The following is a 20,029-nucleotide window of genomic DNA, read 5'->3' as shown; positions in this document are numbered from 1 at the left end:
ATAATCTGACAAGATGAACAAGCCCGCCCAAGTTGTCGCCGCCAGCGCCGCCTCGTCCGCCGAAGCCGGCGTGCCGGTGGTTGGCATCGGCGCGTCCGCCGGCGGCCTCGAACCGATCTGCGAATTCCTCGCCAGCGTGGCGCCCGCCAGCGGCATGGCCTACGTGGTGATCCAGCATGTCGATCCGCAGCACAAGGGCATACTGGCCCAGCTGCTGCAGCGCGTGACGCCGATGCCGGTGGCGCAGGTCGAGGACGGCATGGCGCTGGCCGCCGACCATGTCTACGTGGCGCCGCCCGACCGCCAGCTGGCCATCGACAACGGCCGCTTCGTGCTGCAGGCGCGGCCGGTGCGGCGCAAGGACCATCTTTCCATTGACCGTCTGTTTGTCGCGCTGGCCGAATACGGCCACGGCCAGGCGGTCGGCATCGTCCTCTCGGGCATGGGCACGGACGGCGCCCGCGGCCTGAAGGCGATCCGCGAAAACGGCGGCCTGACCATCGCCCAGCTGCCGGCGTCGGCCCGCTTCGACTCGATGCCGGCCAGCGCCATCGGCGCCGGCGTGGTCGACGTGGTGGCGGCGCCCGGCGAAATGGCGGTGCGGGTGCGCAACTGGTGGCAGCAGCGCGACACCGGCCTGCTGGGCCAGTCGTCGGTGCAGCGCGACGCCTTGCAGCAGCTGTTCCAGCTGCTGCTGACACAGACCGGCGCCAATTTTTCCGACTACAAGCTGAGCACCGTGATGCGCCGCATCGAGCGCCGCATGAAGCTGCGCCAGCGCCGCGAACTGCCGGCCTATGTCGACTACTTGCGCGAGAATCCGGCCGAAGTCGAGCTGCTGTTCAAGGAACTGCTGATCGGCGTGACCAATTTCTTCCGCGGTCCCAAGGTGTGGGAATACCTGATGGAGACGGCGCTGCCGCAGCTGCTGGCGCGCCATCCGCAAGGGGCGGCGTTCAAGGCCTGGGTGCCGGCCTGCTCGACCGGCGAGGAAGCCTATACGCTGGCGATCAGCTTCCACGAAGTGCTGGAGCAGTTACGCCCGGCCGCCGAGTACACCCTGCAGATCTTCGCCACCGACCTCGATGACGATGCGGTGGCGCGCGCGCGCCAGGGCCTGTTCAGTCCCGCCATCCGCGACGACGTCGGCGAGGAGCGGCTGCGGCGCTATTTCGTCGCGACAGAGAACGGCGGTTACCGCATCCGCAAGGACATCCGCAACACCATCATCTTCGCGCGCCAGAACATCATTTCCGATCCGCCGTTCACCAAGCTCGATCTACTGTGCTGTCGCAACCTGCTGATATACTTTACGTCAAAGCTGCAGCAGGATCTGTTCCCCTTGTTCCATTACGCGCTCAAGCCGGATGGCGTGCTGCTGCTGGGCAGCGCCGAAACGCCGGGTGAGTTCACTGAGCTGTTTGCGCCGATGAACGGCGCGGCGCGCGTGTACCGCCGGCTGGAGGCGTCCATCAACCATGTCGCCAGCTATTTTCCGACGCGGGTCAGCAATGGCTCGGCGCCGTCCGTCACCGCATCCGATCTCCCATCCATGAACGGTAATCTTCAAAACCAGGTCGAGCAGCAGCTGCTCAAGAAGCACACGCCGGCGGCGGTGCTGCTCAACGTCCATGGCGACATCCTGTACATCCACGGCCGCACCGGCGCCTACCTGGAGCCGGCCGCCGGCAAGGCCAACTGGAATATCCATGCGATGGCGCGCGAGGGCCTGCGCCACGAGCTGGCCGGGCTGCTCAAGCGGGCGGCGCAGGAAGCGGAGGCTGTCAGCGTGCGCGGCCTGATCCAGCGCGACGATGCCGGCAATCCTTCCTCCGCGCTGGACATGACGGCCGAGGTGATGCCGGAAGCCGGTCCGCTGGCCGGCGCCATCCTGGTCACTTTCGCCAGCGCGCCGATACCGGCCGAGCGCCGCCGCACGCGTTCGCGCAATCCGCTGCTGCTGGAGCTGGAGCAGCAGCTGGCGCAAGCACGGCTGGAGATCCAGGCGGTGCGCAACGAGATGCAGGCCTCGCGCGAGGAGCTCAAGTCGGCCAACGAAGAGCTGCAGTCGACCAATGAGGAGCTGCAATCGACCAACGAGGAGCTGACCACCTCCAAGGAAGAGATGCAGTCGCTGAACGAGGAGCTGTACACCGTCAACGCCGAGCTGCAATCGAAGGTGGATGACCTGTCGCTGGTCAACGGCGACATGAAGAATCTGCTCAACAGCACCGACGTGGCCACCATCTTCCTCGACAGCGATCTGCACATCCGCCGCTTCACCGACCGCGCCACTCAGATCTACAAGCTGATACCGGGCGACGTCCAGCGGCCGCTGGGCGATATCGTCAACGAGCTGGAATACCCGGAGCTGGAGGACGACGCGCGCGAGGTGCTGCGCTCTCTGGTCTACAGCGAACGCCAGATTCCCACCCGCAGCGGCGGCTGGTACACGGTGCGCATCATGCCGTACCGGACGGTCGACAACGTCATCGACGGCGTGGTGGTCACCTTCATCAACATCAGCGAGGCCAAGCTGCTGGAGGCCAAGCTGCGATCCATGCAGGCAGCGCCGGGCCAATCATGAACAAGTCGCCGCGCCCCGAACTGAATCCGGTCCGGTTGCGCGCGGCGGCGGAAAAAGCCGCGTCGCTGATGCCGGCGCCGCCGTCGGCCGACGCCGGCAGCGACGACCTCAAGCACTGGCACGAACTGCAGGTCAGCCAGATCGAGCTCGATCTGCAGCACGAGGCGCTGGCCGAACTGCAGCAGGAACGCGACCAGGCGGCGCTGCTGCATGCGCGCTATGCGGCGCTGTACGACCAGGCGCCGGCCGGCTACCTGTCGCTGAATGACAGCGGCTTCATCACCCGCGCCAACGCGGCGGCGGGCGAGCTGCTGGTGTGCGGCCACGAGGCGCTGCTGGGCAAGCGCTTCGAACAGTTCGTGGCGCCGCAGGCGCAGGCGCTGCTGCGCCGTTTCCTGGCGCGGCTGTTCGACAGCGGCGAGCGCGCCGCCATCGAGGTGCCGCTGTTCGAGCCGGCTGGCGACGCCGCGCGCGGCGAACCGCGCCGCCTGCGCATCGAAGCCAACCTGGATACGCAAACCCGCACCTGCCGCATGATCCTGACCGACATGGGCACGGCCAATATGCGCGACGCCGCACGGCTGCGCGCCATGCAGGTACTCAGCAGCATCAGCGAGGCGGTGCTGGTGTGCGACACCGAGCTGCGCATCGTCTCGGTCAACCACGCCTTCACCGCGCTGACCGGCTACGCGGTGGAGGAGGCGCTGGGACGCAATCCGCGTTTCCTCGGCCGCGCTGGCGCGCATCCGCCGGGCTACCATGCGGCGGCGATGGCGCAGGTGCTGCGCGACGGCCGCTGGCAGGGCGATGTCTTCAACCGCCGCCGCGACGGCACGCCCTACGTGGCCGCCATGTCGATCACGGTGATCCGCGACGGCGAGGGCGCCATCACCCATTTCATCGGCGTGTTTTCCGACGTGACGGCGCAGCGCGAGTCCGACGCCGCGCAACTGCGCTGGTCGCAGGAACTCGATGCGCTGGTGGCGGCGCGCACCGCCGAGCTGACGGCGTCGCGCGAAGAGCTGCACAAGCTGGCCCACCACCTGGCGACGGTCAAGGAGGAAGAGCGCAAGCGCATCGCCCACGACATCCATGACGAACTGGGACAGAATCTGCTGGCGCTGCGCATCGACCTGTCGATGCTGAGTGCGCGCACCGGCGAACGCCATGCGCGCCTGCACCAGCGCGTCAGCGCGGCGCTGGAGAATGTGGACGCCACCATCCGCAGCGTGCGCGGCATCATGAACGAATTGCGGCCGGCGGTGCTGGACCTCGGCCTGCTGGCGGCGCTGGAGTGGCAGGCCGGCGAATTCCGCAAGCGCAGCGGACTGGGATGCCGGCTGACGCTGCCCGGCGAGGCGGAGCTGGCCGCGCTGGCGGCGCTGTCGCCGGAAATGGAGATCGTGCTGTTCCGCAGCCTGCAGGAGGCGCTCAGCAATGTGCGCCGCCATGCCCATGCGCGCCAGGTCGACATCATCCTGGCGGTGCGCGACGGCCGCCTGGCGCTCAGCGTGGCCGACGACGGCGTCGGCATGCCGGCGGCGCAGCACGGCGAACCGGAAGCCTTCGGCCTGATCGGCATGGCGCAGCGGGTGGCCGGCGTGGGCGGGCGCCTGGATATCTGCAACCAGCCGGCCGGCGGCTGTAGGCTGACGCTGAGCTTCGATCTATAATACTGGCGCCGAATTCAATCTGGGGCCATATCTTGTTAAAATATTTACTGATTCCTGCCGCACTGCTGTGCGCCACAAGCGCATCCGCCGACGAAGGCCAATGGCAGCCGTACCAGCTGCCGCAACTGAAATCCGAACTGAAACGCATCGGCATCGCCATTCCGGCGGAAAAGCTGGCCGATCTGTCCAAGCACCCGATGAGCGCCATCGTGTCGCTGGGCGGCTGCTCGGCGTCGTTCGTGTCGGATGCCGGCCTGATTGTGACCAATCACCACTGCGCCTATGGCGCCATCCAGCGCAACTCCACGCCTGAACACAATTACATCGCCAACGGCTACCTGGCCAAGACCCGCGCCGACGAGCTGGCGGGCGGCCCGAACACGCTGGTGTACGTCACCGACAAGGTGGAAAACGTCACCAGCCGTGTGCTGAAGGACATCACGCCGACCATGAGCGGCAAGCAGCGCAGCGAAGCGGTGGACAAGGCGGTCAAGGCGCTGGTCGCCGAGTGCGAGAGCGACAAGAGCTACCGCTGCTCGGTGCCGGCCTTCCATCGCGGCCTGGAATACTACCGCATCCGCCAGATGATGATACGCGACGTGCGCCTGGTGTACGCGCCGGCCAATGCGATCGGCGACTTCGGCGGCGACATCGACAACTATGAATGGCCGCGCCACGTGGGCGACTACTCGTTCCTGCGCGCCTACGTCGGCAAGGATGGCCGTCCGGCCGATCCGTCGCCGGACAACGTGCCTTACCACTCGAAGGACTTCCTGGTGGTGTCGGCTGCGGGCCTGAAGAACGGCGATCCGGTGCTGCTGGCCGGCTACCCTGGCCGCACCAGCCGCTACAAGCTGCCGTCGGAAATCCGCTATGCGCGCGATGCCGCCTATCCGGCCAAGGCATCGGAGATCCAGTCCGACCTGGACGTGATCGCCGCCGCCACCAAGGACAACGAAGGCAACGCGGTGCGCTACGCCAGCGTGGTCAAGAGCCTCAACAACGTGATGAAGAAAACGCGCGGCCTGATGGACGGCTTCGCGCGCAAGGACATCGCCGCCATCAAGGACGTGCAGGACGCCGAGTTCCGCGCCTGGTACGCCAGGCAGCCTGGCGTGTCGAAGACCATGCTGACGGAGCTGGACAGCCTGATCGCCGCCGACATCGCGCTGAGCGACGAGGAATTCGGCCACAGCGTCGCCATCACCAGCGACCTGCTGAAGTCCGGTACTACGCTGTACCGCCTGGCGCAGGAAAGCGCCAAGCCGGATGCCGAGCGTGAACTGGGCTACCAGCAGCGCGACCTGGGCTTCATCAAGGCGCGTCTGAACCGCCTGGAGCAGTCGTATGTGGGCAGCGTCGACCAGGCGCGCTTCACCGCCGCGCTGCAACGCTACGCCGCGCTGCCGAAGTCGATGCACGTGACGGGCCTGGACGCGCTGCTGCCGCCGGTGGACGCGGTGCCGGCGCTGTACGCGCAATCGCAACTGGGCGACACCGCCAAGCGCCTGGCGTGGGTGGGCAAGGACGCCGCCAGCGTGGCCGTGTCGGACGACGCCTTCATCAAGCTGGCGGTGAAGATCGACGGCGTGTCGCAATCGCTGAAGGAACGGCGCAAGGAACTGGACGGCAACCTGGAACGCGTGATCCCGCAATACATGGCGGCCGTGATCGCGTTCAAGAAATCGCAGGGCAAGCCGGTCTATCCTGACGCGAATTCGACGCTGCGCGTGACCTACGGCACCGTGTCGCCATACTCGCCGAAGGACGGCATCACCAAGGGCCCGTTCACCACCATCGAGGGCATCGTCGAGAAGAACACCGGCAAGGAGCCGTTCAACGCGCCGGCCAAGCTGCTCGATGCGATCAAGGCCAAGCGCTACGGCCAGTTCAAGGATCCGGTGCTGGGCACCGTGCCGGTCGACTTCCTGACCAGCGCCGACACCACCGGTGGCAACTCCGGTTCGGCGGTGATGAACAAGAACGGCGAGCTGATAGGCCTGAACTTCGATTCGACCTACGAGTCGATCACCAAGGACTGGTACTTCGACACCGACATCACCCGCGCCATCCACCTGGATATCCGGTATATGCTGTGGGTGATGTCGGAAGTGGATCACGCCGACAACGTGCTCAAAGAAATGACCATCAAATATCCTAAAAAATGAACGCACTGACGCTCCTGCTGGGTTACGCGAATATGCCGCTGCACCTGGCAGTATTTGCCACGACCCCGCTGGAGCTGCTGTCGTTCCTGCTGTCGGTGGCCACGGTGTGGCTGAACATCCGCCAGAGCCATTGGGGCTGGCTGTTCGCCATCATCTCGTCGGCGACCTACGGCCTGGTGTTCTATGGTTCGCGCCTGTACGGCGACATGGGCCTGCAGCTGGTGTTCATCGCGGTGTCGATCTTCGGCTGGTATCAGTGGCTGCACGGCGACGACAGCCACGCCAGGCTGCCGGTGACGTCGCTTGACGCGCGCGGCCGCTGGGCCGCCGCCGGCGTCTGGCTGGTGGGCTTCGCGCTGCTGGCGTGGTTCCTCAAGTCCTATACCGACACCGACGTGCCGAATTCGGACGGCTTCCTGACCGCCGGTTCGCTGGTCGGCCAGCTGCTGCTGTCGCGCAAGAAGATCGAGAACTGGCACGTGTGGATCATCGTCGACGTGCTGTACGTGGCGCTGTACCTGCACAAGCACCTGATGCTGACGGCGATTTTGTACGCCATCTTCGTCGGCATGGCGGTCATCGGCCTGCGCGCCTGGAGCGGCGACAGCCACGCCGGCGGCCGCCGGCTGGCGATGGAATGACGCCGCGGCGCATCGCCATTCTCGGCACCGCGTCGTCCGGCAAGACCACGCTGGCCGAGGCGCTGGCGGAACGCTACGGCACCGTGTGGGTGCCGGAGTATCTGCGCGAATTCGTCGATGCGGAAGGTCGCGTGCCGGTGGCGGCCGACCAGATCCACATCGCCCGCACGCAGCGCGCACGCGAGGACGCCGCCGCGCCGCAGGCTGGAAAGTATCTTTTTTGCGACACTACGCCGCTGATGACGGCGGTCTACAGCCGCCATTATTTCGGCGGCATCGACGCTGAACTGGCCGTGCTGGCGGACGCGCACCAGCGCGATTACGCCCTGACGCTGGTGACGGCGCCCGACATCCCCTGGGTGGCCGACGGCTTGCAGCGCGAGAACGAGGAAGTCAGCGTCATCGTCAACCGCTTGCTGCTGGACGAACTGGCGGCGCGTGGGATACCCTATCTGCTGATATCGGGCGATCCCGATCAACGCATCTCACAGGCCTCAGGGTATTTATGATCAAGCGGTTGGCGGCGTTATCGATATTGGTTACTCCGCTGGCGCTGGCCGATACCGGCTATTATCTGGTCTCCACCTACGACGTGGAAGGCCAGACTTCCATTGACTACAAATACTGGCACGCCCAATACAGCGGCCGCACCACGGCGTCGCCGGAAATCGGCGTCGGCTACGGCGTCACGTCGCGCTGGTACACCGAGATCTACGAGGAGTGGTTCACGCGCAACGGCGGTGGCACGCAACGCACCGCCACCGCCTGGCAGAACGACTACATGCTGACCCAGGGCCAGTACGATTTCGACCTGGCGCTGCACACCAAGGTGGAGCGCTCGCACGACCGCGACAACGGCTACATGCTGGAGTGGGGGCCGGTGCTGCAAACGGAAATCGGCCGCACCCAGTTCAACGCCAATCTGTTCTTCCAGCGCGATTACCGCACCGTCTCCGGACCGAATCCGACCGAGCTGACTTACCAGTTGCAGGTGAAGCACAACTGGAAGCCGTGGTTCCAGCCCGGCGTGCAGGCCTTCGGTGAGGTGGGGAAGTGGAACGACTGGTCGCCGTACAAGCAGCAGTCGCACCGCGCCGGGCCGATGGTCGGCGGTCACACCGACATCGGGCGGCAGGAATTGAAGTATGAATTCGCCTACCTGATCGGCAGGAATGCGGCGCGCGCAGCGAAGAGCTTTTCGATGCGCGCGCAGCTGATCTTTTAAAGATCGAAGGTGGCCGACACGCGGAAGGTGCGCGAGGCGCCCGGCATCAGGTAGCCGCCCAGGTCCGGCGTGACGTCGCGCCAGTAGAACTTGTCGAAGGCGTTGTCGATGCCGGCGCGGAAGGTGGTGCCGACGTTGCCGAGGCGGGTGGCGTACGACGCGGTCAGGTTCACCACGTGGTAGGACGGCACGAACACCGTGTTGGCGGCGTCGAAGGCCTTCTTGCCCGAGTACTGCCAGTTGGCGCCCACGCTCAGACCCTGCACCTGCGGCAGCGCGTAGTCCGCATACACCGAGGATTTGAAGGCGGCGACGTCGGTCACGCGCTTGCCGTCCAGGTCCGCCGAGCCGGTGCCGCTTTGCTGCGTGTTCAGCGCGGTGGCCGAGACGCCCACCGTCAGCTCGCGCGTGGCGCGGCCGGCCAGCGCCATCTCCAGGCCGCGGTTCTGGGCTTCGCCGTTGCGCACGTAGGTTTTTGCGGCGTCGGTGTATTCCAGGCCTTTGCGGATCTGGAACAGCGACACGGATGCGCTCAGGTCCTGGCGAATGTCGGCCTTGATGCCCACCTCCACCTGTTTCGACTTGCTCGGGTCCAGCGCGCGGTGCTCGTTGGCGGTGCCCATCGGCGCCACGCCGCCATGCTCCAGGCCCTGCGAGTACGACACGTAGGTCGACACGTTCGGACGCACCTTGTACACCAGCGCCACGTTCGGCAGCCAGAAGCCGATGTCGGTGTGCGCATACGGCAGCACGGCGCCATCGTCGTCGAGACCGACGTATTCGTCACGTTTCAGCTTGACGTAGCGTGCGCCGGCGTGCAGCTTCAGTTGTTCGGTCAGGCCGAGGATGTCCTGCGCGAACAGCGCGCGCTCGTTGTCGCGGCGGCGTTCCGACACGGCGCCGCTGCTGCCGGACGCCGGCGCCACCACCACCGGATGGTAGATGTTGCTGGTGCCGGACAGGTCGTACAGGTAGTCGCCCCATTTTTCGCTGTTCTTGAAGAACGATGCGCCGCCGGTGAATTCGTGCGTCAGCGCGCCGGTGGCGAAGCGGCCTTGCAGCAGCGCCTGCGCCGTCAGCGGCGATTTTTTCTCGCCCAGGCTGATGTAGTTGTAGACGTCGTAGTCGCCATTGCCGCAGAAGCCGGGATACAGGTCCTGTGCGCCGCAGCCGTAAGGGAAGGCGGTGTAGTCGTCGCGCTTGAAGTTGTGCTGGTTGGCGCTGATCGTGGCGTTCCACTCCGGCGAGAACTTGTATTCGAAGCGCGCGCCGACGTTGCTGCTGGTGGTTTCCACCGGACGGCTCCACGGCTGATCGTTGAGCAGCTGGTCGGCCGGCACGTTCGGCAGCGTGGCGTTGTTGAGCAACTGGTAGCCCGGCGCCGTGACCTGCGACTTGCGCTGGTAGTCGGCGTCGATCTGCAGCAGCGCCTGCGGCGAGATGCGCCAGTCGAAGGCGGCCGAGACGAACTTGCGGTTGCCGTCGGCGCCCTTGATGTAGGAACGCAGGCGCTCGGCGGCGGCGTTGATGCGGTAGCCGAAGTCGGTGTTGTCGAAGCGGCCGCCGAGGTCGACCGCGCCGTACAGGTTGCCGCGCTCGCGCTCTTCCAGCACCACGGTGCGCAGCGGCGTATCGGTCGGGCGCTTGGTGACGTAGTTGACGATGCCTCCCGGCGCGGAGACGCCGGCCTGCAGGCCGGACAGGCCTTTGAGCACTTCCAGGCGTTCCTTGTTCTCCAGCGGGATCTGGGTATCGCCGGTGATCGCCATGCCGTCCTTGCGGTAGCTTGATTCGTTGTCCAGCTTGAAGCCGCGGATGGAGAACTGCTCGGCGTAGCCGACCGCGTTGTACGAGTCGCTCAGGCTGGCGTCGAACTTGGCGGCGTCGGTGGTGGAGCGGATTTGCAGATCCAGCATCTGCTGCGAGGTCAGCACGCTGACCGAGGCCGGCGTTTCCAGCAGCGGCGCGCTGCCGAAGCCGGCGACGGAGGCCGAGGCGGCGCGCACCTTGACGCCGTTGACGACGACTTCCTGCATGGCCTGGTCGGGATCTTCGGCGCGCACGGCGCCGGAAGTCATCTGTAAAACCGCCAACGCGATGGCGGACACTGCAAAGTTTGGTGTGGACATATCTGCTCTCTACTTGTTCGGCTGGGAGCCGGCGAAGAGAGCCATCAAAGGAGGGGAGAACCACTTTTGCGCTTTCCTTCGCTGGCATTATCCAGATCAGGTACGAAGGGTATCTCTCACCCGGAAACGACGTTCCCAGGACCCCTAGCGAAGCCGCAGTGTAACACAGATGTCATGCGCTTCCGTTGCGGCGATGCCGTGCGCCGTGTTTTGCGCGGCGTCGCTACACTTCCGACTTGCGCCGCTGGGCGGTGGTTGAAGGGGTTTGAATGAAGCAGTCGTATCAAGAGGGAAGCTGGTTTGCCGTGCCGTTGCTGGACGGCGGCTACGGTTGGGGGCTGGTGGCGCGGCTGTCGCCAGGGAGCAAGATCATGCTGGCGTATCTGTTCGGTCCCAAGCTGCCGGGCTTTCCCACGCTGGAGCAGTTGAATACCTTGCAGCCGCAGGATGCGGTCAAGGTGCTGCGTTGCGGCGACATGGCGCTGGCCAGCGGCCACTGGCGCGTGCTGGGCGACATCGCCGTGTGGAATCCCGCCATGTGGCCGGTGCCGCAGTTCCTGCGCCGCGCCGACACGCTCAAGCGCGCCTGGCGCGTGACCTATGCCGACGCCGATCCGAGCCGCTCGGAGCGCGAGGAATCCGTGCCGTATGAAACGCAGGGGCTGGAGGCGGACTCGCTGTACGGCTATGGCTCGGTCGAGCTATTGATGACCAAGCTGCTGGAACCGCCGGAGCATCCGATCAACCGGCAGCATCAGCAGAGCAGTTGACGCTCCAGGCCACGTATTCGCCGCGGCTCTTGCGCACGCCGACGCGCACGCGCGTGTCGCGGTCGCTGTCGAACACCAGGCCGAGCATGACCGGCGCGCCATTGGCCGGCGGCGCCGGTTCGATGGCGCTGAGGCGGAACGTCAGCGCGCGCTGACGCGCACAGCTCGAGTTCCCCGCGAACAGCAGCCGTGCGCGCGCCAGCAGTTCCTTGTGCTGGCGCAGCAGGGCGGTGACGTCGTCTGCGTGGACGGCGGGGTGCATCTGTACCGTGTACTGCGCGGCGGTGCAGATCACTTTCGGCGTCGCCAGCCAGACCTGCCATTCCGGCGCGGCGGCCGAGGGTGTCCAGCGTTCGCCTTTGGACGCCCTGGCGTCGTAAATGTAGCTGGTGCGGACCTGGCGGCACAGCTCCGCCGTGTAGTGGCGCGGCGAGGAATCGACGCGCGCCAGCACGCGCCACGGTTCGCCGCGCCGGCGCTGGATGTCGAAGGCCGGCGCGAACAGCGACGGGCCGCCGCTGACCTGCGCCGGCACCTGTTCGCGGTAGTAGTCGTTGAACGAGCTGCGTTCCTCGTCGGTCGGCTCGCGCTCCTGCATCGGCGCCTGTGCCGGCGTGCTGGTGCGTGTTGCGCCAGTCGCCGCCCGGGCCGCGCCGGTCGCCGCGTATGCCAGTCCGGCCGCAAATGCCGCGCCGGCCACGCCTGCCGCAAGCAGCGCGGCGCAAAGAACGGCGCGCCGCATCACAAGGCCTTCATCACGATCTGGATCTGCAGGCCGCCGCCTTCGCGGTTGCGCACCAGCAGCTCGGCGCCATGGCGCGTGATCACGCGGTCGACGATCGCCAGTCCGAGGCCGGCGCCGTTGGCCTGGCCGCGCGCGGCGTCAAGCCGGGTGAAGGGCTTGAGCAGCTGTTCGATCTGTTCTTCCGGCACGCCGGGGCCGTGGTCCTGCACCTCGATGACCACACGCTTGGAGGCGTGCATGCCTTTCACGCTGCACTTGATGTCGATCTCGGTGTGGTCGCTGTCGGCGCTCTTGCCGTAGCGGCGGGCGTTTTCGATCAGGTTGTTGATCACGCGCTTGATGTCGGTGGCGTTGCCCATCACGTGCGCGCCGGGCGCGATGTCGGTATTGATGCGGATGTCGGGCAGGCGCGAGACTTCGTGCGCGGTGTCGGTCAGCAGCTCGCTGATGTCGACGTTGACGAAGCTGGACGACTCGGTTGGCTTGGCGTAGTCGAGGAACTGGCCGATGATGGCGTCCATCTGGCCAATGTCGGACTGCATGCCCTCGCGCGCCTCCTGCGACAGATTGGCCATTTCCACTTCCAGCTGCATGCGCGCCAGCGGCGTGCGCAGGTCATGCGAGATGCCGGCCAGGATCACGGCGCGGTCCGATTCCACCTGCTGCAGGTCGTCGACCATCTGGTTGAAGCTGCGGTTGGCCTCCATGATTTCGATCGGCCCGCGTTCCGGCAACGGCGCCGGGCGCTTGCCCTGGGCGAAGTCGCGCGTGGCCTGGGTCAGGCGGCGCAGCGGCAGGTTGATCAGGCTGGAGATGAAGGCGGCGCCCAGCAGCGACACCACCGACACCACGCTGGCCCAGCCCAGCCACTGGATGCCGGTCAGGCCGCGGATGCGTTCGCGCTCCAGCATCAGCCAGTACAGGTCGTCGTCGATCTTGAAGCTGACCCAGAAGCCGGATACGCCGTTGACCTTGGACGAGAAGCGGGTGTCGGCGCCCAGCTTGGCCTTGACCAGCTTTTCGATGTCGGGCATCAGCGCGTTGTCGGCCGGCGGCGCGACCTGGTCGTCCTCCTCCAGCGTGAACACGCGGATGCCTTCATTGGCCACCAGGTCGAACAGCAGCTCGCGCCGCAGTTCCGGCGCGGCGTGGGTGAGGGCGGCGTGGGTGATGGTGACCACCGAGATCACCTGGGCGGAAATCTGCTGCACCTGCGGCTCGTGCTGCACCACGCTGATCATGCCGACCCATGCCGTCATGCTGGTGGTGGTGAGGGCGCCGAGCAGGAAGAAGGTGCGCCAGAACAAGCCGCTTTTCAGGCTGGCCAGGCGCAGGCCAAAGGGTAACTTCGACGGCAACTTCATAGGCGTCCACGGATTAACGTGGCTGTCCCTCCGGGATGAAGACGTAGCCCAGGCCCCACACGGTCTGGATGTACAGCGGGCTCGAAGGGTCCGGCTCGATCAGCTTGCGCAGGCGCGAGATCTGCACATCCAGGCTGCGGTCGAACACTTCGTATTCGCGGCCGCGCGCCAGTTCCATCAGCTTTTCGCGCGACAGCGGCTGGCGCGCGTGGCGGGCGAACACCTTCAGCACCGAGAACTCGCCGGTGGTCAGCGGCACGGTCTCGCCGTTCTTCTTCAGCGTGCGCGTGCCCAGGTCCAGCACGAACTGGCCGAACTCGAAGGTCTGCGGGGTTTCCGACGGCGCGCCGGGAATTTCGTCCGGGCCGCGGCGGCGCAGCACGGCGCCGATGCGGGCCACCAGTTCGCGCGGATTGAATGGCTTGGGCAGGTAGTCGTCGGCGCCCATTTCCAGGCCGACGATGCGGTCCACGTCCTCGCCCTTGGCGGTCAGCATGATGATCGGCGTCTGGTCGCCGGCGCCGCGCAGGCGGCGGCAGATCGACAGGCCGTCCTCGCCGGGCAGCATCAGGTCCAGCACCAGCAGGTCGTAGCGCTCGCGCAGCCACAGCTTGTTCATGGCGGTCGCGCTTTCGGCGGTGAAGACGTTGAAGCCTTGCTCCGTCAGGTAGCGGCGCAACAGGTCGCGCAGTCGCACGTCATCGTCGACGACCATGATCTTGGCCGCGTGGCCTTGGCCGGCGGCGGCGTTGTTGCCGGATTCAGTCGTTGTTGTAGTCATTTGGCTGCCAGATTTGTCTTATTCATGTTGCTATGGTAACGTCATATTCGTCCAGCGAAAACGCGTGCGGGACGACCCATTACAAATTATTACAAACTTTACCCATTTAGCCTTACCCCCTCAGTCAAAGCATCATACACTGCGGCCATAGATTCAGCTTTTCAGGGAACGCCATGTTCATCGATCACAAAAGAAAATTCGCGGCAGCTAGCGCATCTTTTTGCGTTCGATCCTCCGTGGCTTCCGCATTGCTGTGCGGCCTGCTGGCCGCCGGCCTGGCGCATGCCGATCCCGATGGTCCCAACGGTCCGCGCCGCGACCAACCGCAGCACCAACAGCAGCCGCAACAGCAGAACGCGCCGCGCGGCGACCAGCCGCGCCCCGGCGATGCGCGCCAGCTCGATCCGCGCAGCTACGAGGCGCGCGCCGAGGAGCAGCGCCGCGCCATGCAGGATGCCAGCCGCAACGCCGAGATGAGCCGCCGCGTCGGCCGCATGACGCCGGACGAGCGCCGCGACCTGCGCCGCCAGATCAACGAAGTGAGCCAGGATCTGTACGCCAACCCGCCGCGCCGTTAATTCTACGGCAACTAACGATAATTAAACGTTACGTTTATTATTTGTCTATTATTGATTTGTATCAATATCCTCACAGTCGCAGCGTTTCCAGCAGCATTTCCACTATCTTTCCCATGGTGTGCGTGTAAGATTAATTAATTACACGCAATGCCTCCCGGCTGACTGCGTGCCGTTTGGAGGAAGACCGTGGTTCAAGACGTTGCATCCGCAGCGCCAGCCGACGGCCAGGAGCCACAAGCTTCCGGTCCTGGCTTGCCTATAGGTTTGGTGAAGCGCGCGGACGGAATTTATATCGATCTGGGGATGCCCAAGCCGGCGCTGACGGCGGCGGTGGCGCACGTGTTCCGCTCCGGCTGGTATCTGGCCGGGCTGGATTATGCCGCGCTGATGAAGGCGCTGTACGACATCGGCCCGGACAGCGGCACGCTGCAGGCGTTGCGCCTGGCCGACGCGGTGCGCGTGTTCGACGGCGGCCGCCTGGCGCTCTACAAGAGTCCCAAGGTCAGCCTGTCCTACGCCGAATACACCTTCCAGCCGCTGTTCCTCGACGAGGAGACGCTGCCCGACGGCACCGTGATTCCGGAACGCCCGGTGCAGCTCGACATCGATGAATTCATCGCCGACATGTGGAACAAGGGCATCCAGTTCGGCATCGACGTGGCGGCGGTGAAGGCGGCCATGGCCTCGCCCAAGGCCGACCGCATCACCTTCGCCACCGACCTCGAGCCGGAGCCGGGCAAGGACGCCACCGTGGTCGAGATTTCCTCCGACCTGCACCGCAGCGACGCGCCCAAGGCGCGCGCCGACGGCCGCATCGACCTGCAAAGCTTCCAGAACCGCTTCCCGCAGATCAAGGCCGATATGCGGCTGCTGAAAAAGCTGCCGAGCGAGCCGGGACTGCCGGGCTTCGACCTGGCCGGCCGCAAGACCGAGCCGGCGCCGCCCAAGGATCTGACGCTGCGCTTTTTCGCCGGCGAAGGCACAGAGGCCCGCATGTTCGAGGACGGCGAGTACCTGGTGTCCACCCGCGAAGGTTTTCTCAGCGTGGACGCGAAATCCAACCGCATCTCCATCACCGATAAAATCGTCAGCCTGGAAGGCGTCAGCGGGCGCACCACCGGCAATCTGCAACTGGCCGGCGCCTACGAGGAATACGGCGACGTGCAGGAGCAGCGCGACGTCACCGGCACCGACATCACGGTGCACGGCAACGTCTACGGCAATATCCATTCGCGCGGCGGCACCGTGGTGCTGGACCAGAACCTGGTCAGCGGCAGCGTGCACAACGCGGCCGGCAGCATCACCATCGCCGGCGTGGCGTCCAACGCGGTGATCTACGCGGCCAACGGCGCCGTCACCATCCAGCGCGCCGAGAACTGCGTCATTTCCGGCGTCAACGTGACGGTGGAGGAGGCGTCCAACTGCGAGATCATCGGCGACGTGGTGCTGCTGTCGGTGGCCGAAGGCTGCGCCGTGGCCGGCCGCAACGTCGAAGTGGAAAGCGCCGGACCACGCCGCCGCACCGAGATGCTCATCTATGTCCTGGTCAAGGACGTGACGCACTTCGACCAGGAGATCGCCGAACTGGAAACGCGGGTGGCCGGCTTCGCCCTGGCCAACGAGGCCAACCAGCAGGAGGTCGAGCGCATCTCGGCGCTGCCGGACGTGCGCCGCTACCTGGCGCTGGCGGCCAAGCTGCGCACCCAGGAACTGGTGCTGACGCCGGAGCAGGGCCAGTTCCTGCGCAAAATCGCCGGCGCGGTTGACGAGGAGATGAAGGCGCTGCAGAAGCACAAGCTGGAGCTGCAGGTCGGCATGACCCAGCACAAGCTGCTGAGCGAGCGGCTGGCGCGCGTGATCGAACAGAAGGTGGAGGCGGCCGGCATCGCCCGCTGCGGCCTGCACATGGCCAGCGGCGAGACCATGGTGCGCACCATGCCGTTCGGCGGCGACACCGCGGCGCTGCGGCAGCTGCCGCCCAAGGATCTGAAGCAGCGCCTGCGCGGCACGCCGGTCGGCGGCGAGTTGCTGTTTGCCGACAGCGGCGGCTCGCTCGACTGGCACCTGAATTCGCGCCAGCGGCCGGTTTCTCCTTGAAGCGGCTGGCGCTAGCCCGGCGTAACATGCTAATCTTGGGCTAACATCAAAAAGTGAAGGGCCGCGCGGTCCGACGTACATCTTCCTGGGGATTCAACTGTGTCAGACGACGCTACGGCGCTGGAACCAACTGCGGAAGGCGATCTCCCTGCAGCGATCGTCAAGCGCGCCGACGGCGTCTATTTCAAGGCCGATGCGTCGGCAGCGGCGAGCCTGTCGGCGGTCAGCCAGGTCTTCATGAGCAGCGCCTATTTCGCCGGCCTCGATTACGCGGTGTTCAGCAAGATGCTGTACAACGTCGGCCCGGACCTGCCGGACAGCCTGCGCGACAAGCCGCTGCTGCGCTTTGCCGACAGCATCGAGCCGTTCCACGCGCCGCGCCGCACCCTGTACAAGACGGTCAAGGTCATCAACGGCGAGGCCGAATACTATTTCGAGCCGGTGTTCTTCGATGTGCCGGACATGCCGCCGCAGCCGGCGCGCCTGAACTTCGACGAATTCGTGGCCGACATGTGGGTCAAGGGCATCCGCTTCGGCATCGACGCGCCGGCGGTGCGCGACGTCATCGCCACCGGGCGGCTGGCGCGCATCGTGGTGGCCCGCCGCCTGAATGCGGTGCCGGGCAAGGACGCCGCCATCGTTGAAGTGTCGCAGGATATCCACCGCAGCAACGCGCCCAAGGACATGGGCGACGGCCGGCTGGACCTGCAAAGCTTCCAGAACCGTTTTCCGCAGGTGAAGCCGCACGTCAAGCTGCTGCGCAAGGTGCCGCGCGCGCCGGGCGTGCGCGGTTTCGAGCTTTCCGGCCTGGTGCTGGACCCGCCGCTGCCGCGCGATATCGAGCTGGCCAGCGTGGCCGGCGACGGCACGGTGATCGAGAACCTGCGCGGCGGCGAATTCCTGGTGTCGGCGGTGGAGGGCTTCCTCAGCGTGGACCCGGGCAGCAAGCGGCTGTCGATCGGTCCCAAGATCATCAGCCGCGAAGGCGTCAGCGCGCGCACCACCGGCAACCTGCAACTGACCGGCGAGTACGAGGAATTCGGCGACGTGCAGGAACAGCGCTCGGTCGAAGGCGGCAACATCACCATCCACGGCGACGTGTTCGGCAACATCGCCTCGCGCGGCGGCGACGTCACGTTGAGCAAGAACCTGATGGGCGGCACCGTCACCAACGCCGACGGCGGCATCCGCGTCAAGGGCGTGGCCTCGGGCGCGGTGTTGCAGACCAAACGCGGCGAGGTGGCGCTGGCGCGCGCCGAAAGCTGCATCATCACCGGCAGCCGGGTGGTGATCGGGGAGGCCAGCAATTGCGAGATCATCGCCGACGAGGTGGTGATCAAGGTGGCCGAAGGCTGCGCCATCGCCGCCCGCAAGATCGAGATCGTCCACGCCGGGCCGCGCAAGCAGAGCGAAATGCTGCTGTACGCGCTGGTGCCGGACACCGCCAGGTTCGACAAGAAGATCGCCGAGCTGCAACCGAAGGTGCAGCATGCGGCGCGCGAAGCCGATGAACGCAAGGCCGAGATGGACGCCATCACCAGCCAGACCGAAGTCCGCAACTACCTGACGCTGGCCACCCGCGTGCGCAAGCGCGAGGTGGTGCTGACGCCGGAGCAGCTGCCGTTGTTTCAGAAGATGGCGGAGGCGGTCGGCCCGTCGCTGCGCCAGGTGGCCAAGATTTCGCTGGCGATGAAGGCGGCGCAGGTGCAGCAGGAGCAGGCGCAGGGCGAGGTCGATCAGGTGCAGAGGCAGAAGTCGGCCCTGATACGCGGCTCGCGCTGCACGGTCGAACTGCTGACCGGCGACGTGCTGCTGCGGACCATGACCTTCGTGCCCGGCGAGCCGCCGCCTTACGATCGTCCGGCCAAGGAGGTCAAGGCCAAGGTGCGCACCGCCGCGCAAGGCATGACGGTGCTGCACTCCGGCCACGTGGCGCCGATCAACTGGGCGCCGTACACCGCCGACTAGGCTGCGGACGGCTGGCGCAGCGCCGCCACCAGTTCGCGCGCGTAGCCGGGCAGGGCGGCTTCGTCGCGCACGCAGATCAGCAGCTTGCGGTCGGCCCAGTCGTCGCTCAACTTCACCACGCGCAGGTCTTCGCTGACGCGTCGCGCCGCTGTTGCGGGCAGCAGCGCCAGTCCGGCGCCGCTGGCGGCCATGCGGCAGATGGCCTCGAAGCTGCGCAGCCTTATCTTGCAATGCATGCGCCGGCCCAGCCTCGCCGCCTGCCCGGCGGCGTACTGCTGCAGCGCGCTGTCACCGGCCAGGCCGATGAAGTCGTGCGCCAGCGCGTCGCCAAACGCGATGTGGCGCTTGTGGCCCAGCGCCTGCGCCAGCGGATGGCTGCGCGCCATGGCCAGCACCAGCGGATCGTCGCGGAAGGGGAAGGTTTGCAGCGCGCCGTGGTCGCTGGCGTCGCTGACGATGCCGATGTCGGCGACACCGTCGGCCACCGCCTGCACGATGTCGCGGCTCAGGCGTTCCTCCAGGTTGATGCTCAACTGCGGATGCGCTTGCAGGAAGGCCGCCAGCGCGTCCGGCAGGAACTCGGTCATGGCCGAGGTGTTGCACAGCAGCCGCACCTGGCCTTTGAGGCCGGTGGCGAATTGCGCCAGGTCGGCGTGCATGTCTTCCACCTGCCGCGTGATGGCGCGCGCGTGCTGCAACAGCGTGCGGCCCGCCTCGGTCGGTTCGGCGCCGCGCCGGCCGCGCTGCAGCAGCGGCACGTTGAGCGCTTCCTCCATGCCGCGGATGCGGGCGCTGGCCGAGGGCAGCGCCAGGTGCGCCAGCTGCGCGCCGGCCGTGATGCTGCCGCTGTCGGCGATATGGATGAATAGTTTCAGGTCGGTCAGGTCGAAGCGCATAGCCTATGGTTTTTCCGAAGTCTGGCTCAGTATATTCCAGATTTTCAGCGCCGTGCCGGCGGCGCACAATGGCGTCCATGGATACTTTATTTATTGCTTCGGTTTTCGTACTGGCCGGCCTGGTGAAGGGCGTGACGGGCATGGGGTTGCCGACGGTGGCGGTGGCGCTGCTGACGCTGCGCATGTCGCCGCTGGAAGCCGCCGCGCTGCTGATTGTGCCTTCGTCAATTACTAATGTATGGCAGCTGGCGGCCGGCCCGGCGCTGTACCCGCTGTGGCGTCGCTTCCGCCTGCTGCTGCTGGCGGTGTGCGTGGGCACGGCCTGCGCGCCGCTGCTGGGCGCTGCCGCGTGGAGCGGCGCGGTGCTCGGGCTGGCGCTGCTGGGCTACGGCGTGCTGGGGCTGACC

The 20,029-nt window shown here is 66.3% G+C and carries 15 protein-coding genes, 1 pseudogene and 1 riboswitch; of the genes and pseudogenes, 11 read left to right on the top strand and 5 right to left on the bottom strand.

Going from position 1 to position 20,029, the window contains the following annotated elements; all coding sequences use genetic code 11:
- The first annotated feature begins 13 nt into the window (after positions 1-13).
- From GJ695_RS26845 to GJ695_RS26820, 6 genes are read left to right on the top strand one after another with little or no spacing between them, the layout of a single operon-like run.
- Positions 14-2,587: a chemotaxis protein CheB gene (locus tag GJ695_RS26845; protein WP_154370176.1), complete on the top strand. Its 2,574-nt coding sequence runs from the start codon at positions 14-16 to the stop codon at positions 2,585-2,587.
- Complete coding sequence (locus GJ695_RS26840) at positions 2,584-4,260, top strand: sensor histidine kinase (RefSeq protein ID WP_154370175.1); 1,677 nt, start codon at positions 2,584-2,586, stop codon at positions 4,258-4,260. Before GJ695_RS26845 ends, GJ695_RS26840 begins: the two co-directional genes overlap by 4 nt.
- Positions 4,261-4,292: 32 nt before the next feature.
- Positions 4,293-6,428, top strand: coding sequence for a S46 family peptidase (locus GJ695_RS26835; RefSeq protein WP_166455068.1), 2,136 nt, complete (start codon positions 4,293-4,295; stop codon positions 6,426-6,428).
- Positions 6,425-7,069, top strand: a complete 645-nt coding sequence (gene pnuC, locus GJ695_RS26830) for a nicotinamide riboside transporter PnuC (protein WP_371866613.1) — start codon at positions 6,425-6,427, stop codon at positions 7,067-7,069. Before GJ695_RS26835 ends, pnuC begins: the two co-directional genes overlap by 4 nt.
- On the top strand, positions 7,066-7,578 hold the full coding sequence (locus GJ695_RS26825) for an AAA family ATPase (RefSeq protein ID WP_154370174.1): 513 nt from the start codon (positions 7,066-7,068) through the stop codon (positions 7,576-7,578). The genes pnuC and GJ695_RS26825 overlap by 4 nt, the downstream gene beginning before the upstream one ends.
- Positions 7,575-8,294 carry a hypothetical protein gene (locus tag GJ695_RS26820; protein ID WP_154370173.1) on the top strand — a complete coding sequence of 240 codons (720 nt, stop codon included), beginning with the start codon at positions 7,575-7,577 and terminating at the stop codon, positions 8,292-8,294. Before GJ695_RS26825 ends, GJ695_RS26820 begins: the two co-directional genes overlap by 4 nt.
- Here the strand turns inward: GJ695_RS26820 and GJ695_RS26815 are convergent.
- A complete protein-coding gene (locus tag GJ695_RS26815; protein WP_154370172.1) occupies positions 8,291-10,423 on the bottom strand; it encodes a TonB-dependent siderophore receptor in 2,133 nt (710 codons plus the stop codon). The genes GJ695_RS26820 and GJ695_RS26815 overlap by 4 nt on opposite strands.
- A gap of 56 nt (positions 10,424-10,479) precedes the next feature.
- Positions 10,480-10,579, bottom strand: a riboswitch (TPP riboswitch).
- Positions 10,580-10,692: 113 nt separating this feature from the next.
- On the opposite strand from GJ695_RS26815, the gene GJ695_RS26810 reads away from it, so the two are divergent.
- Positions 10,693-11,193 carry an Imm26 family immunity protein gene (locus GJ695_RS26810; protein ID WP_154370171.1) on the top strand — a complete coding sequence of 167 codons (501 nt, stop codon included), beginning with the start codon at positions 10,693-10,695 and terminating at the stop codon, positions 11,191-11,193.
- Here the strand turns inward: GJ695_RS26810 and GJ695_RS26805 are convergent.
- From GJ695_RS26805 to ompR, 3 genes are read right to left on the bottom strand one after another with little or no spacing between them, the layout of a single operon-like run.
- Positions 11,165-11,935 (bottom strand): hypothetical protein, encoded by a 771-nt coding sequence (locus GJ695_RS26805; RefSeq protein ID WP_154370170.1) that lies wholly within the window; start codon positions 11,933-11,935, stop codon positions 11,165-11,167. The two genes, GJ695_RS26810 and GJ695_RS26805, sit on opposite strands and share 29 nt — an antisense overlap.
- Positions 11,935-13,302, bottom strand: a complete 1,368-nt coding sequence (locus GJ695_RS26800) for an ATP-binding protein (RefSeq protein WP_154370169.1) — start codon at positions 13,300-13,302, stop codon at positions 11,935-11,937. Before GJ695_RS26800 ends, GJ695_RS26805 begins: the two co-directional genes overlap by 1 nt.
- A gap of 13 nt (positions 13,303-13,315) precedes the next feature.
- Entirely contained in the window at positions 13,316-14,083 is a 768-nt protein-coding gene (gene ompR / locus GJ695_RS26795) for an osmolarity response regulator transcription factor OmpR (RefSeq protein ID WP_154361205.1), read from the bottom strand.
- A 236-nt stretch (positions 14,084-14,319) separates the two neighbouring features.
- Here ompR and GJ695_RS26790 point away from each other — a divergent pair, with 236 nt between their 5' ends.
- The 3 genes from GJ695_RS26790 (at position 14,320) to GJ695_RS26780 (ending at position 18,726) form a co-directional block, all read left to right on the top strand.
- Positions 14,320-14,661: a hypothetical protein gene (locus tag GJ695_RS26790; RefSeq protein ID WP_371866612.1), complete on the top strand. Its 342-nt coding sequence runs from the start codon at positions 14,320-14,322 to the stop codon at positions 14,659-14,661.
- Positions 14,662-14,964: 303 nt separating this feature from the next.
- Complete coding sequence (locus GJ695_RS26785) at positions 14,965-16,758, top strand: flagellar assembly protein A (protein WP_229260365.1); 1,794 nt, start codon at positions 14,965-14,967, stop codon at positions 16,756-16,758.
- A 99-nt stretch (positions 16,759-16,857) separates the two neighbouring features.
- The gene (locus GJ695_RS26780; RefSeq protein WP_371866611.1) at positions 16,858-18,726 is read left to right on the top strand and encodes a flagellar assembly protein A; all 1,869 of its coding nucleotides are present in this window, start codon (positions 16,858-16,860) and stop codon (positions 18,724-18,726) included.
- Here GJ695_RS26780 and GJ695_RS26775 read toward each other — a convergent pair.
- On the bottom strand, positions 18,723-19,622 hold the full coding sequence (locus GJ695_RS26775; protein ID WP_154370167.1) for a LysR family transcriptional regulator: 900 nt from the start codon (positions 19,620-19,622) through the stop codon (positions 18,723-18,725). The two genes, GJ695_RS26780 and GJ695_RS26775, sit on opposite strands and share 4 nt — an antisense overlap.
- A gap of 77 nt (positions 19,623-19,699) precedes the next feature.
- On the opposite strand from GJ695_RS26775, the pseudogene GJ695_RS26770 reads away from it, so the two are divergent.
- Positions 19,700-20,029, top strand: a pseudogene (locus GJ695_RS26770) (sulfite exporter TauE/SafE family protein); the annotation flags it as partial.

The sequence above is a fragment of the Duganella alba genome (assembly GCF_009674495.1).
Taxonomy (GTDB): domain Bacteria; phylum Pseudomonadota; class Gammaproteobacteria; order Burkholderiales; family Burkholderiaceae_D; genus Rugamonas; species Rugamonas alba.
This window is presented reverse-complemented; position numbering and strand designations above follow the sequence as displayed.